The sequence below is a fragment of the Sulfitobacter sp. SK012 genome, from assembly GCF_003352085.1.
In the GTDB taxonomy this organism is placed as follows: domain Bacteria; phylum Pseudomonadota; class Alphaproteobacteria; order Rhodobacterales; family Rhodobacteraceae; genus Sulfitobacter.
On record NZ_CP025804.1, the window covers coordinates 1,254,430 to 1,268,618 of the forward strand.

Sequence of the window (14,189 nt, forward strand, 5' to 3'; positions counted from 1 at the left end):
TGCAGCGAAACCAATTTGAACCATGCGGACGGTTTGGGAAGCACCTGCCACTCACGACTGCCAAGGCCAATTTTACTGACCTGTGTCGTGAATATCTTCCATTCAGACCTTTCGCCCAAACATGGGGGATTTGTACGACGCAGACACACCATTTGCGTATTCCGCTTAGATGATCTGAGCGATTTTTACGCAATCACACGTTCACAAAAATCTTTTAATCGACCAATCCGAATGATCGCTTTTGATATGAGCAGCGGTCCGGGACGGTCACTTCTTTTTGGAGAAATACCATGCAGAGACAGCCTCTTTTTTGGCCATTCGGCAATCAAAATCAATCTCAGGATCAAGAGCAGGGCCAAGCCCAAGCTGAAATCCAAGGTCAACTTCAGGGTCAAGGACAAGGGCAAGACCAGTCCCAGTCTTCGACAAACACAACTGACAACGACAATGGCAACCTAAACGGGTCTTTGAACCTGAATGGGAATGGCAATGGCAACTTGAACGGCAACGGGAATGAAAATTCCAATAGCAACGGTGCGGAGAACGGTGCCGCAAACGGTGCGATCAACGGCGCTGCCAATCTTGGTCTGAACGCGAACCACGCTGACAATAGCGCGAACAACTCGGCCAACAACACCAACAACACAAATGTAAACACAAACGTGAATACAAATGTGAACTTGGACCTGACGGCTGAAGCAGACGACTTTGCTGACATTAACCTTGATCATGCTGACGGCAACAATGTCATGATGGCAGGTGGCGACATGACCTACGATCCTGGCAACGATGTTGGCATTGGCGACATTCTTGACTCCGCGCTGAACGGTGCTGGCAACGATGTGGGCTCTGTGAACCTGCAGACCAACGATCTGGTCGATAACGACTCCCTGTCAGGAGTGTCAAACAGCGGTAGCTTGCATCAGGCCAACATTAGCCTTGGCGGACTTGCCATGTCTGATGATGGTATCGATGCCGAAGCAGACGGTGCTTCAGGTGGTGGCGGAGCAACCTCCACAGGTGGCGGTGCTCTAGGTGGTATCGGTGTTGGTGGTGCGTCGCTGGGCCTTGGCGGCGCAGGCGGATCTGGCGGAAGCAACGATGCTGACGCAGGTGACGGTGGCGACGGTGGCGACACTGGTGCAATCGGTGTTGGTCTTGGTGTCGGGCTCTCGGGCGTAGACAGCGATTCCTCAGGCGGTAACGGCGGAGGCGGTGCTTCGGTTGGTGCTGGCGTCGGTGGCGGCGTATCAGATTCTGGAGCGGGTTCGCTCGTCGGAAGCGATGCGGATGCCGGTGCAATCGGTGTTGGTCTTGGCCTTCTGGGTCTAGGTGGTGCTGATGCAGACGGTGGCGATATCGGAAATGTAGCCGCAGATGCTCTGTCGCTGGCTCTTGGGCTTGGCAATGGTGAAGCTGGCAATGGTACCGGTGGTGCCGGTGGCGGATCTGGATCCAATGGTGCTTCAAACGCCAACGGGACAACCGGTGGCGGCCTCCAGGGAAATACCAATGGTAGCACGTCTGGCACGGGCGGCGGCACATCCGGTGACGGTGGTGCAGGTGGCCAAGGTGTCGGCGGTGTTGCTGGTGCGGTTCCAACGAACGCCTACGGCGGTGTCGGTGGTGCAGCTGGAAACGCCATCAATGGTGACGGTGGAGCCGGTGGTTCAGCTGGTGTTTGGGGATCCAACAACGGGGACGATGGTATCGTAACCGGGTCTTCCGCAGCAGATGCCGCCTCGGCAATCGACACCACGGCGTTCAACCAGAACATCGTGATGGGTGCCAACATCCTTGGCAACCAGGTTGATATGACCGTTGTCGGCGGGTCGATGACTTCCACATTCGTGGGCGACGACACCAACGACGTATAAGCGACGTCATAATCAAAGAAAGGGCCGGTATTTCCGGCCCTTTCGCACCAAGACTGCTAATTTGAAATACATTTTTTTCTATCACCAACATTTTTTAGACGACCTAATTATCACACGACGAACACTCGAACGGGGGTGATCGACATGGCTTTAGACCAGACAACAGAAATCGTATCGCACTTCATTGGCATCTTTGAGATTGGAACAGAAGAAGCTAGGCTCAAGGAAACTTATGCGGCCTTTCGTGCGCTGCAGGACCAAGCGCCAGAGCTGGGTGATTTGCTGAACATCGGTGTGGCTTTTAGCGCAGCTTATAAGCTAGGCACGTTCATGCCTCAGGGGGCCTATGCGCCTACTTTCTTGCCAATTGGCAGTGTCCAACTTGCAGGCAGTATTGTTGTCTCAATGCTGGACTCCGGCAGTGCAGCTGAAGGGGGTTTCTCCCTGTTTTCGGTGAACCCGCAAGTCGCAACCACAAATACTGAACCCTTCGGTATTTATTATGGTGAAACCGCCCCGGCTGGGTCTGTGGTCACAATCACTTACCAGACCAATACTTTGAATGACGGGGATATTATCACCGTCAATGGATTGCCGCCAATTGCCATTTTTGCCGATGACAGCGATAGGGTGGAAGCAGCAACGACAATTGCTGAGAGCCTGTCCGTTATATCGTCCTATGACCCGATGGAGGCCGAAGGAACCGGAGCAGATTTTGCAATGGCCGCCTTGAGCCAGATCGAAGACGCAACAGTGCCCGCAATTGAAGGCATTCAAGCAACGTTGCTAAAATCTGATGACGCGGTTGAAACTATTTTGGTCAACGGTGAGAGCGTCGAGGAAATGCCCACTCTCGAGGATATCCTGCCGGCCTATTTGCAAGCTGACGAAACCGATGATGATGAAACGATTTCCGAGGTCGAGGATGGCGAGACCCGTCCCGAGAACCTAGATCAGGTTGTCACGCTAAGTAGTCTTATAGAATTCCTGAGGGATGATGCTGATGATGATGACCGCGACGATGAAGACGATGCGGATGACGATGATGATGAAGACAACGAGGCGTCTTTTGTCCTGTCCGATCCGCCTGATGACACGGTTGAATCTGATGACGGATCCGGGAACCTAGACGATGGGCACCAGATTACCAGCGGTGCCAACCAACTGGTGAATGAGGCAATTATCGTAAACAGCTGGCTTGACGCGCCAATCATTACAGTAGCGCAGGATGTCATTTCAATAAATGCGATCAGCCAGATCAACGTGGTTGTCGAGGCAGATAATATCGGGGTGAACACGGTCGGCGGTACCTGGGAAACGCAGGCTTCAAATGCGATCAATGCAGCGGAAATCACTCAGAGCAGCTCGCCCCAAGTGGAGCAACCGGACAATGTTTCTGATGGTACACCGCCCAACTGGTTCGTGACCCGGATCGAAGGGGACGTGACTGTCTTTAACTGGTTGGAACAGTATAATTTCGTGCTTGATAATGACAACGTGCAGGTCGAGCTTTCTGGCGGTCGCAGTGAATTTGTGTTGGGCGAAAACAATGCTGTCAACGTGGCCTCAATCGCTACGATTGGTTTCGGCTATGACCTCATCACCATCGCAGGGCACATGATTGAGGTCTCGATCATCAATCAGGTCAATGTCTTGATCGATCATGACACAGTCACATACGGCAGCACGGCACCAGACAACGTTTCTGCATCGGATAATCTGGCATTTAACCTCGCGCGTATTTCTAACACAGGCATTGATTCATATGCGGCACTTGAGGGTGACCTGAGTAATGCAACGCGAAGCCTTAGCGAAGGTGACAACCCTTTGCCGGGCGGGTTGAATGATATTTCAGCTTTTTCAGAGCAAGCGTTTGTGCGGGTGTTGCATATCGAAGGTGACTTCGTTTCCGTCAATTCGATTGAACAGCGCAATATCCTTGGCGACAGCGATCATGTGCAGATGGTTCTGGATGATTTTGTTGGCAATGCTAGTGGCGACATTTCGGTTACGGCTGGTTCAAATGCGCTGCTAAATATCGCGACCATCACCAATGCGGGTGTGGACAGTTCCGTTTACGTTGGCGGTGACGTCTACAGCGAAGCGCTTCTCTATCAAGCAGAACTGATCGACGCGGCCGCGGCACCTACGGGTATCGGCGTGGCGGTGCTGGCCAATGAAGCGGTGGCGTTTCTGGCCGAAGGGCTGATCGGCGAAGATGCCCCCGCAGAAGAAAGTTTGGTGATCGAAGGTCTCCTTGATGGAGGCGGAACAAGCCCGGATGTCATGACATCTATGTTGGTTTGAACTTGTGGTGTTGAGTAGGGAGTTTTCGGTTTGAAAGACGAGTTAGACAAAAGCGAAACCATTGGATTCCGGTCTTCCAGGATAGGTAAAAATGGTCGCCCTGTGCTGATGCTTGATGAGAGCATGCGCCGTGGCAAGATACACAACGAACGTGACGCCGCCATCGATTCACTCCGCCCTGGCAAAGTTGACGTCGTGCGCGGATTAGGCAAAGAGATCGATGGCAAAGACGTTGCTGCGGGCGGGGGCAAGCCCCCTGCAGATGGGAACGGCGGTGGTGGCGGCGGCGGTGGAGGCGGTAAGACACCAGGCTTTCACAAGCCCGTTGGACCAGATAGATTCACCGAGAGCTTGCAAAAAGGCGTCGCAGCAGTGCGGCGCAACATTGGCTTTGTGATGGTGCTGACCTGTGCCACCAACCTTCTGATCCTTGCGATTCCGATTTACCTGTTTCAGATTTCCGACCGCGTTCTGACCAGCCGTTCGCTTGAAACACTTGTCATGCTGACCGTTGTTATTGCGGGTGCAGTTTTCCTGCAGGCGGTTCTGGATGCGGTGCGCCGCTTCATCTTGATGCGGACCGCCGTTGAGGTGGCTGCGCGGCTTGGAGCCCCGATCCTAAGCGCGGCGGCACATGCGGCGCTGCATACCAACGGGCGCGAATATCAAACACTCGGCGATCTACAGCAGGTTAGGGGCTTTCTGGTTTCAGGGACGCTTATCTCGTTTCTGGATGTGCCCTTTGCGCCCATCTTTGTTGTGGCTATCTTTCTAGTTCACCCACAGTTGGGGATGATTGTGATCGGCACAGCTATTGCGTTGACCATCATTGCCATGATCAACCAAAAGATCACATCCAAGCCCTTTGCCCGCGCCAATGTGGCGCAAAGCCGGGCGAACCTGCACCTCAATTCGATGACGCGCAACAGCCAGATCATCAACGCGTTGGCCATGGTGCCTGAAGCAGTTCAGATGTGGGGCAAGGACACCGCGGCGTCGCTCAAAGAACAGGTGCGTGCGCAGGATCGCAACATTGTCTCAGCTGCGGCATCGCGTGCGGTGCGGTTGCTCACTCAGATCGGTATGTTGGGTTGGGGCGCCTATTTAGCGATCCAAGGCGAGATTACCGGCGGTATGGTGATCGCAGCGTCCATCATTGCGGGTCGGGCATTGGCCCCGATTGAAGGGGCGATTGAAGGCTGGAACGGTTATCTTTTGTCACGCGCTGCCTACGACCGCATCCACCACCTGATGACGACCTCGCAACACAAATTTGAACGTCTGCGCCTGCCTGACCCTAAGGGACGGTTGGATGTTGAACGGCTCTTGTATGTGCCGGGCGGAACCAAGCAGGTTGTGCTGAACGGGATCAGTTTTTCGCTTGATCCCGGCGAAACACTGGGCGTGATTGGCAGCAGTGGGGCTGGCAAAACAACGCTGGGTAAAATGCTGGTGGGATCGTTGATGCCAACGTCTGGAAACGTCCGCTTGGACATTATGGATATCCGCAATTGGGACCCACGCCAGTTTGGTGAAAGCATCGGATATGTGCCGCAGGACGTGCAATTGTTTCCTGGAACAATCAAAAGCAACATTGGCCGTATGCGCAGCGATGCTACGGATCAGGAGATTCACCACGCCGCCGTGTTGGCGGATGTCCATGACATGATATCGAACATGCCGCAGGGCTATGAAACGGTTGTGGCCGCAGATGGTTCGCCATTGTCGGGCGGCCAAAAGCAGCGCATCGCTTTGGCCCGGGCCTTCTTCGGTGGTCCCAAACTCTTGGTGCTTGATGAGCCGAACTCCAATCTTGATACCTCAGGTGATCAGGCGTTGGCCCGCGCAATCCAACAAGCCAAGGCCAGCGGAATTGCTGTTGTGGTCATCACGCAAAAGCCGTCACTGCTGACGGTGGTTGATAAGGTGATGCTGCTTGCAAATGGCAGTGTGGCGCTCTTTGGGACCCGCGAGCAAGTCGTGGCTGAACTTGCCCGGCGCAAAGGCGGGCAGGGGGGCGGGACCAACCTGCCGGGCGGATCGCCCCCTGATACGATCCCACCCCAACCGAATACCGGAGGGTAAGATATGACAGTGATCGCAACAGATAACGTGCATGGTGAATGGTACGCCGATGTGCCGCGCAGCGTTCGGGGATTTGTGATATTCGGCTTTTTGCTGATGACCACATCGATGGGTGGGTTTGGCTATTGGGCCTTCAACGCGCCGTTGGCAGCTGCGGTGATCGCCCAAGGCAGCTTTGTCGCCACTGGTAGCAACAAGATTATACAGCACCTTGAGGGCGGGATCATTGACCAAATCATGATCAAGGAGGGCGATTTTGTAAATGCGGGCGACACGCTGTTGTTCTTGGATGAAACCGCATCGCTGGCAAATGAGCGCGAGCTGTTTTTGCGGCAGATGCGCCTGATCGCAACCGAGGCGCGGTTGCTCGCTGAGGCGTCAGCCCAAGATGAGCTTCGGTTTCCCGACGTGCTCCTAGCGTCTCGTATCGATCACGAAGTTGCAACGATCATTGAGTCCCAAGTCACAAGCTTTTTGGTGTCACAAAGTACGCTGCGCAACAACGTGTCGATCCTGCGCCAAAATATCGAAGCGCTGACGATCCGGTCAGGCGGATATGTGCAGCAACTAGTGTCGCTGAAGCTGCAAGCAGAAATCCTGCAAGAAGAGTTCGAGGCCAAGACCACGCTTCTTGAAAGTGGTCTGGTCCGGCGCACCGAGCTGAATACCGTACGCCACGCCATTGCCGAAACCGATGGTAAGGTCGCCCGACTTGAAGCTGAAATCAACGAAGTCAGAGAGGTCAAAGAGCGCTACGAGACCGAGATTGAAAACGCGTTGGGGCGCAGCAAACAAGCGGCCATCGATGAGCTGAGTACCATCCAGGCTGAACTTGATAGTATCCGTGAACAACTGCGCACGGCGTCGTCCGTGCGTGCGCGCTCTGAGATCCGCTCGCCCGTTTCGGGAACCATTGTGCGCCTGCATTATCATACGGCAGGTGGTGTGATCGAGAGTGGTCGAGCTATTGCGGAAATCTTGCCCAGTGATGAGCCATTGATTATTGAGGTGCAAATTCCGCGCACCGAAATTGACACGATCAACACTGGTTTGGTGTCAACGGTACGCCTGACGGCGCTTAACCAACGCACAACACCGGTTCTGTTTGGTGAGGTTTATTATGTCTCTGCCGACAGTATCACCGAACGCTCTGCCGAAGGACCGGACGCAGAGGTGTATGTCGCGCGCATCTCGATCCAACCTCAAGAGCTGCTGCGTGTGCCCGGCTTTTCGCCGACACCGGGAATGCCTGCTGAGATCATGATCCAGACGGCGGAACGAACCTTTGTGGATTATATCACCAAGCCGATCCGCGACAGCATGATCCGAGCTTTCCGCGAACAGTAACCAATCCGCCCCCCAGCGGTATGGCGTGGCCCCTTGAGGGGGGCTGCGCCGCTCACGGGTTGTGTAAATGGCCGTTCCCTCATAGGTCGTAGTTAAGAGACTGATAAGCAGGGAGCACAGGCATTGTCGGCAAATAGCACGAGGAGCGCACGCGCGCTTGGGGACGACATTTCTGGGTGGTTCAACCGGCATTGGGCGGGGAACATGGGCGCTGTAGATGGCAATGACATCACGTTCCTGAAGGCGCTCATTGACGAACTGAAGCCAAAGAACTTTGTTGAAATTGGCTGCGCCAGTGGCCTGTCGACGTCAATGCTTGCGATGATGCTCAACCGTCATGGGCAAGCCTCGATCCATAGTTTTGACCTGATGGAAACGTTCTATGCAGATCCCACCAAAAAACTGGGATATCTGCTGCAAGACGCGTTGCCGCATGATCAGGTCAGAGTAAATATCCATCCCAGTTGCACCAGTTTGGATGTCCCAAAACATTTAAGCTCGCCGGTTGATATGTGCTTTATTGATGCCGCACATGTGCACCCTTGGCCGCTGATAGATACACTTGCAGTATTACATCTGATGAGGCCAGGCAGCGTGATCGTCCAGCATGACCTGCAGATGTATAAAGGTGCAGGTGGATATGCGCTGGGCCCAAAGATTTTGCATGACCAGTTGACTGAAGCGGAACTTGTACGCTTGGCCGACAAGGTTCATCCGGGTGATGTTGGTACGCTCAAGACGCGCCAAATCGACAACAATATCTACGCAATCCGCGTGCCAGAGGACAAAAGCGATCTGGTGCGCAGGCTTTGTGACGGATTTTACGTTGGTTGGGATCGGCGTCCTAAAAAGGGGGTGGGACCAGCGTTTGCCGCGCGTTTTTCAGCGTTCATGTTGGAGACATACGGCGAAGAGGCACAGGCCGCGTTTGACGTGGGCGCTGCGCGCTACAACCCTTGGCAGCCTCCGCCCCCGCCGTTCCACAAACGCGCTTATCGCAAGCTACGCAAGATGATCGGCTAGGGCGGGCTCTGAAACGTTAGGTTTCTTTCTTATCGTCGATGATGTTCATGTTCGCCATCGCACTTTCGCCCAAGGCGATGGATGCAAAGGGGCCGCCATGGCACATCTCGCTGGGGTCGGTAACATCTGCTGGTTTTGCCTCTGCCAGCACTTTTTCAGCGAATTGCTCGGCGTTGTCCTTGGGCCGGTAGCCAAGGAACGCCGCCTTGGCATTGTCTACCGGCGCGCGGTCGTTGTTTGACACACCGTAGATGATGCTGAAACCAACCGAGGGCGTATCGATGGCGCGGGTCACCAGCTGGATCAGATCATCATAGCTCAGCCATGATCCCAATGCGCGCGGGTTGTTGACCTGAGCTGCTGATAGGATGCGCAGATGTACGCTCTCCATGCCGCGTTTGTCCCAATACATCGACCCAAGATCTTCGGTAAAGCACTTGGCTAGGCCGTAGAATGTATCGGGCCTGTGGAGCGCGTCGGTGCCGATGAAGTCGGTCTTTTTATACATACCTACCGCGTGGATTGATGAGGCGTAGACAATGCGGCGTACCCCAGCTTTATACCCGGCTTCCCAGATGTTGTAGGAGCCGATGAAATTAGGGCCAAGCAGTTCTTCGAAGGGTTTTTCGTCCACAATCGCACCGAAGTGAATGACCATATCGGCCCCCTCCATCAACGGCGCAATTTGATCCATCTGCGCAAGATCTGCCTGAACGTAGCTTTCACCCTCATAGAGATTGCCGATATCCTCCGCGATGTCGGTGCTCAGCAACTCACCGCACATCATGCTAAGCGGTTCGCGCAAGTAAGAGCCAAGCCGTCCAGCGGCACCTGTCAGGACCAGTTTTTTCATCTGTCGTTTCCTCTGTTCAGTATTATTTCAGTCCGCCGCGCACACGGGCAAGCAGCGCATCGGAACCTTTAGCGAGCAACCCTGCATCCGACCCGCATGCAACAAAGCTGAAACCTTCGTTCAAAAGCTCTGTGGCAAAATCGGGGTCCGAGACGAGCGTGCCGACGGGGATACCGCGGTCCATCAGGGCGCGGGCAGCGGGGCGGATCAGCGTCCAAATGTCAGGGTGCATCGGGTCGCCCAGAATGCCCATATCCGCGCCAATATCTGCGGGGCCAAAGAAGACACCGCTGATACCCTGAACGGCGGCGTAACTCGCGGCATTCTCAACCGCTTGCACAGATTCCAACTGGATCAGCACGGCCGTCTGGTTTTCGACTTCGGTGAAATAATCACTAACGCGTCCAAAGCGATTGGCGCGCATGGTGCCCGCCACACCGCGTATACCGTTTGGGGGATAACGCGTCGCTGCAACGGCGGCCTCGGCCTCTTCAATGCTCTCGACCATTGGCAACAACAGACCTGGGACACCCATATCGAGCAGGCGCTTGATCTTGACCGGATCGTTCCAATCGGGACGCACGATGGCGGTTGTATCACTGTCAGCAAATGCTTGGAGTTGACCCAAAAGAGAGGCCAATTCATTTGGCGAATGCTCCATGTCCAACAGCGCCCAGTCGTAGCCCGCCGGTGCCACGGCTTCAGCGGCATAAGCGCTTGAAAGGCTGACCCATATGCCAACTTGCTGGCGACCAGCGCGCAGGGCGGTTAGGAATTTGTTTTCTTTGAGTTTCATATTACGGCCTTCTCAACAAATTTTTCGCCCCGGGCGACGCGGTTCACATCAAACGGGCTCAGATCCAAGCTCCGATATGCACCATAGGTGATGAGTTCTGCAATGCCACGGCCCATAGCGGGTGATTGCTGCAACCCATGGCCGGAAAAGCCGTTGACGAAGATGAAATTGGACAACGTCTCACTACGGCCCAACAGGGCATTCTGGTCGAACGTATTATAGGCATAATGCCCAACCCATTCATTGATGACCTTTACCTGCTCAAACGCAGGGACGCGGGTGGCGATGATGGGCCAGACTTTTTCCTGCCAAATCGAATGGTCGAATTCAAAATCATCAAAGGCCACGTCCAAGTCCACGTCTGGTGGGCAACCGGCAAGATAGTATTTCCCTTCGGATCGCATGTGCACGCCTGATGGATCAATTGTCAGCGGCAGGTCCCGGTCCAGCGGCTGAGCGGCGTCAAAGATAAAGGTATAGCGTTTGCGCGCGACCACAGGGATATCCAACCCGGCCATGCGCGCCGTTACAGCGGCACGCGGGCCTGAGGCATTGACCAACGTGCCACACGCGATGGTGTCGCCGGCTTTGAGTGTGACGCTTTCTACGCCCGTCTTGCTATGCGTGATCGATGCTACCTCGCCGGCCAGGTATTCGACGCCGTTCCTGCGCGCCATACGCTTGAACCAGTCAAACATGGTGCCGCCGTCGAAATACCCTTCATCGATGAGGTTGTGATTGGCACCAATGATGTCGTCTAGCTGGTAGAACGGGTAAGCGGTTGCAATCTCGTCACGCGTCATGAATTTGGTGGCGGCACCAAGGCCATTTTGAACGGCTTGCGCCTCTTTCAACGTGTCGGCAAACGCTTCCGTGTCTGCCAGATACATGTAGCCATAGCTTTGTAGGGGGAGGTGTGGGACCTCTGGATCACCTCCCATAAAGTCGCGAAAGTTCTTGATGAACTCAGCCCCGAACTGCGAAACCTGCACATTGATCCGGTTGCTGAACTGCTGACGGATACAGCTGTTGGTGTGGCTGGTAGAGGCGAATTCATAGGTTGGATCGCGCTCGATTACCAAAATGCGACCGTCAAATCCATCCATCTGGCTGAGCCACCAAGCAACGGATGACCCGTACATTGCGCCGCCGATAATGATGACATCATAGCTTGAATGTTGTGCTGTGGTCATTGGACCTCTCCTTTATTCCCGGGGCGTGCGACCGCTCTTTGCCGGGCGAACCTCACCAACTGCGCCGTGCTGTGAAAACCATACATATCGGCATCTTGCACAAGGGCTGCGATTGACGTGTGGGTCAAGAGCTGTGGCATGGATCAGGTGTTGGCAAGGGCGCGGGCGTCTTTGGCCAAAAGCACGATCACGTCGCGCATCATCGCTGCATTCTTGGGGTTTGATGCGTTCCCATCCAGCCCGCGTTTCAGCACGCCCTGCAAAATGGCCAGCAACCGAAAATATGAGAAAACCACATAGAAGTTCCAATTCTCTGGTCGAGAAACCCGGCGCCTTTGGCAATAAAGGTCGACATAGGCATCTTCACTGGGCAGTCCAGCATTGGCTCTATCGACACCTGCAAGGCCGCGAAAATGGCCCGCATGGGGCAGCCGCCAGTGCATACATTGATAGGCAAGATCAGCGAGCGGATGGCCAAGGGTCGAAAGCTCCCAATCAAGGAGGGCGATCAGTGTCTCGTTGTTTGGCGCAAAGATCATGTTGTCGATTCGAAAATCGCCGTGCACGATGCTGCTGGCACCGTCATCGGGCACCATATTGCCGTTCAACCAATCGATCAGCCAATCTGCATCTGGTAATGGATCTGTTTGCGCATCGCGGTACTGCGCCGACCAGCGGGTGATCTGACGTTCGAAATAATTGCCGGGTTTGCCGTAATCGGCCAAGCTAACCGCAGCTGGATCGACGCAGTGTAATGCAGCAAGTGTGGCATTCATCTGGTCGTACACCTCGGCCCGTGCACGCGCCTCTAACTCAGGCAGGGCAGGGTCCCAAAAGATGCGGCCCTGCACCATTTCCATCACCATGAACTGCGTACCCATGGGGCTGTCGTCGCCTGAAAGGTGCAGCACCTTTGGGACAGGAACATCCGTGCCGCCCAAGGCCTGCATCACCCGGTATTCGCGGTCGACAGCATGGGCGGATTTCAAGAGCTTGCCGGGTGGCTTGGCGCGTAAAACGTATTGATGTTTCCCGGACGTCAATTTGTAGGTTGGGTTGGACTGCCCATCGGAAAATTTCTCGATTCCGTCCAGCATGCCAAAGCCATCGACATGCTTTGCCAGATATTTCGCAAGCAGCGCAGTATCATAGGTATGCATTGTTGGCTTCCTGACGAGGCTGGACATTTCGATGTGATCTAAGCAAGTCTTGCCCTGCGGGGAAAGCCCCCCGTTGCGTTATGGGGGAGCTTTCTATGGATTTGAGTTTTGGCATGCGGCCGGAGTCGCGCGATTTGTTGGACCGTGTCGTCGCGATGATACGCGATCATGTGATCCCGCTTGAGGCGGAATATCACGATGAAGTCGGCAAAGGCGACCGCTGGACCTATACGCCGCGGCAGACGGAAATCCTGGAGGGGTTAAAGCAAAAAGCCAAAGACGCAGGTCTGTGGAACTTCTGGCTAACCGACAGTGAAAAAGGTATCGGCCTGACAACTGTGGAATACGCCTATTTTGCAGAAGAAATGGGGAAAACGCCTCTAGGTGCTGAGGTGTTCAATTGCTCTGCGCCCGACACTGGCAACATGGAAGTTTTCGAGCGCTACGGCACGCAAAAGCAAAAAGACATGTGGTTGTCAAAACTGCTGAAGGGCGAAATCCGGTCTGCTTATCTGATGACGGAACCTGATGTGGCATCGTCGGATGCGACGAATGTGCGCATGGCCTGTGTTCGCGATGGGGACGACTATGTTCTCAATGGCGAAAAATGGTGGGCCAGTGGTGCCGGAGATCCGCGCTGCGCAGTTTACATTGTGATGGTCAAAACCGGTAGTGACGACCTCACCAAACATGCGCGCCAATCAATGATCGTGGTGGATGCCAAAACACCAGGGATCGAGGTTTTGCGCCCCATGCAGGTATACGGCCATGATGACGCCCCACACGGGCATATGCATATCCGGTTTAAGGACGTGCGCGTGCCTGCCGAGGATCTACTGCTGGGCGAGGGGCGCGGGTTTGAAATCGCGCAGGGCCGGCTTGGGCCTGGGCGTATCCACCATTGCATGCGCGCCATTGGGCAAGCTGAAGCCGCACTTGAGCTGATGTGCCGCCGCAGCATGGAACGCGAGGCGTTTGGAAAGCCGTTGGCTCAGTTGGGTGCGAATTTCGACATCATCGCGGAATGCCGGATGGAGATCGAAATGGCGCGGCTTTTGTGCCTCAAGGCCGCATGGTTCATGGATCAAGGTGACAAACGTGCCGCTGCCCCTTGGATCAGCCAGATCAAGGTGGTCGCCCCACGTGTAGCGCTCAAGGTGATTGATGAAGCGGTGCAAATGCACGGCGCTGAGGGGATCAGTCAGGACACGCCGCTTGCCAATGCATGGACCCATGTGCGGACCTTGCGATTGGCAGACGGCCCCGATGCCGTTCATCGCAGGCAGGTCGCACGTGCGGAACTGCGCAAGTACACCCAAAGGCCCGTTTGAGTTTTCGCCAATGAGAAGCGTTGCTTTGGCGTGGGCCTAGGGTGCTGTGATTGTTGCTGTTTCCTGCGTCGGGAGTTGCTTTTCAGGTCGCAAAGATTGTGACCTTAGATAAAGGTTTCGCCGCCTGCTTTGGCCTTTTGAGCAGGCGAGCAGAGGCTCAGCCTGACAGTGTCTGAAGATGCTTAAGGCCACATTTTGAACTTTGTTGCCTAGAAGT

The 14,189-nt window shown here is 54.9% G+C and carries 10 protein-coding genes; 6 read left to right on the forward strand and 4 right to left on the reverse strand.

The annotated features are described in order from the left end of the window. Positions 1 to 290 precede the first annotated feature (290 nt). From C1J03_RS06215 to C1J03_RS06235, 5 genes are all read left to right on the forward strand, one after another. A complete protein-coding gene (locus C1J03_RS06215) occupies positions 291 to 1,877 on the forward strand; it encodes a hypothetical protein (RefSeq protein ID WP_114884740.1) in 1,587 nt (528 codons plus the stop codon). 144 nt (positions 1,878 to 2,021) lie between these two features. After that, positions 2,022 to 4,184: a hypothetical protein gene (locus tag C1J03_RS06220; RefSeq protein ID WP_114884742.1), complete on the forward strand. Its 2,163-nt coding sequence runs from the start codon at positions 2,022 to 2,024 to the stop codon at positions 4,182 to 4,184. A 30-nt stretch (positions 4,185 to 4,214) separates the two neighbouring features. Next, positions 4,215 to 6,269, forward strand: a complete 2,055-nt coding sequence (locus C1J03_RS06225) for a type I secretion system permease/ATPase (protein ID WP_254694196.1) — start codon at positions 4,215 to 4,217, stop codon at positions 6,267 to 6,269. Positions 6,270 to 6,272: 3 nt separating this feature from the next. After that, entirely contained in the window at positions 6,273 to 7,616 is a 1,344-nt protein-coding gene (locus C1J03_RS06230) for an HlyD family type I secretion periplasmic adaptor subunit (protein WP_114884743.1), read from the forward strand. 204 nt (positions 7,617 to 7,820) lie between these two features. Then, on the forward strand, positions 7,821 to 8,639 hold the full coding sequence (locus C1J03_RS06235; protein WP_114884745.1) for a class I SAM-dependent methyltransferase: 819 nt from the start codon (positions 7,821 to 7,823) through the stop codon (positions 8,637 to 8,639). A 16-nt stretch (positions 8,640 to 8,655) separates the two neighbouring features. On the opposite strand, the gene C1J03_RS06240 is transcribed toward C1J03_RS06235, so the two are convergent. From C1J03_RS06240 to C1J03_RS06255, 4 genes are all read right to left on the reverse strand, one after another. Further along, positions 8,656 to 9,492, reverse strand: a complete 837-nt coding sequence (locus C1J03_RS06240; protein WP_114884747.1) for an NAD-dependent epimerase/dehydratase family protein — start codon at positions 9,490 to 9,492, stop codon at positions 8,656 to 8,658. A gap of 22 nt (positions 9,493 to 9,514) precedes the next feature. Beyond that, the gene (locus tag C1J03_RS06245; protein ID WP_114884749.1) at positions 9,515 to 10,288 is read right to left on the reverse strand and encodes an HpcH/HpaI aldolase family protein; all 774 of its coding nucleotides are present in this window, start codon (positions 10,286 to 10,288) and stop codon (positions 9,515 to 9,517) included. Beyond that, positions 10,285 to 11,481 (reverse strand): NAD(P)/FAD-dependent oxidoreductase, encoded by a 1,197-nt coding sequence (locus C1J03_RS06250; protein ID WP_114884753.1) that lies wholly within the window; start codon positions 11,479 to 11,481, stop codon positions 10,285 to 10,287. Before C1J03_RS06250 ends, C1J03_RS06245 begins: the two co-directional genes overlap by 4 nt. A gap of 143 nt (positions 11,482 to 11,624) precedes the next feature. After that, positions 11,625 to 12,641, reverse strand: a complete 1,017-nt coding sequence (locus C1J03_RS06255; RefSeq protein ID WP_114884755.1) for a phosphotransferase family protein — start codon at positions 12,639 to 12,641, stop codon at positions 11,625 to 11,627. Between the two features lie 95 nt (positions 12,642 to 12,736). Between C1J03_RS06255 and C1J03_RS06260 the strand changes: the two genes are divergently transcribed. After that, complete coding sequence (locus C1J03_RS06260) at positions 12,737 to 13,972, forward strand: acyl-CoA dehydrogenase family protein (RefSeq protein ID WP_114884757.1); 1,236 nt, start codon at positions 12,737 to 12,739, stop codon at positions 13,970 to 13,972. Positions 13,973 to 14,189: the final 217 nt, after the last annotated feature.

Excerpts from the sequence above, each read along its gene's own strand:
- C1J03_RS06260 (WP_114884757.1), top strand. The coding sequence starts at position 12,737 with ATGGATTTGAGTTTTGGCATGCGGCCGGAGTCGCGCGATTTGTTGGAC.
- C1J03_RS06250 (WP_114884753.1), bottom strand. The coding sequence starts at position 11,481 with ATGACCACAGCACAACATTCAAGCTATGATGTCATCATTATCGGCGGC.
- C1J03_RS06255 (WP_114884755.1), bottom strand. The coding sequence starts at position 12,641 with ATGCATACCTATGATACTGCGCTGCTTGCGAAATATCTGGCAAAGCAT.
- C1J03_RS06240 (WP_114884747.1), bottom strand. The coding sequence starts at position 9,492 with ATGAAAAAACTGGTCCTGACAGGTGCCGCTGGACGGCTTGGCTCTTAC.
- C1J03_RS06230 (WP_114884743.1), top strand. The coding sequence starts at position 6,273 with ATGACAGTGATCGCAACAGATAACGTGCATGGTGAATGGTACGCCGAT.
- C1J03_RS06245 (WP_114884749.1), bottom strand. The coding sequence starts at position 10,288 with ATGAAACTCAAAGAAAACAAATTCCTAACCGCCCTGCGCGCTGGTCGC.
- C1J03_RS06215 (WP_114884740.1), top strand. The coding sequence starts at position 291 with ATGCAGAGACAGCCTCTTTTTTGGCCATTCGGCAATCAAAATCAATCT.
- C1J03_RS06235 (WP_114884745.1), top strand. The coding sequence starts at position 7,821 with ATGGGCGCTGTAGATGGCAATGACATCACGTTCCTGAAGGCGCTCATT.
- C1J03_RS06220 (WP_114884742.1), top strand. The coding sequence starts at position 2,022 with ATGGCTTTAGACCAGACAACAGAAATCGTATCGCACTTCATTGGCATC.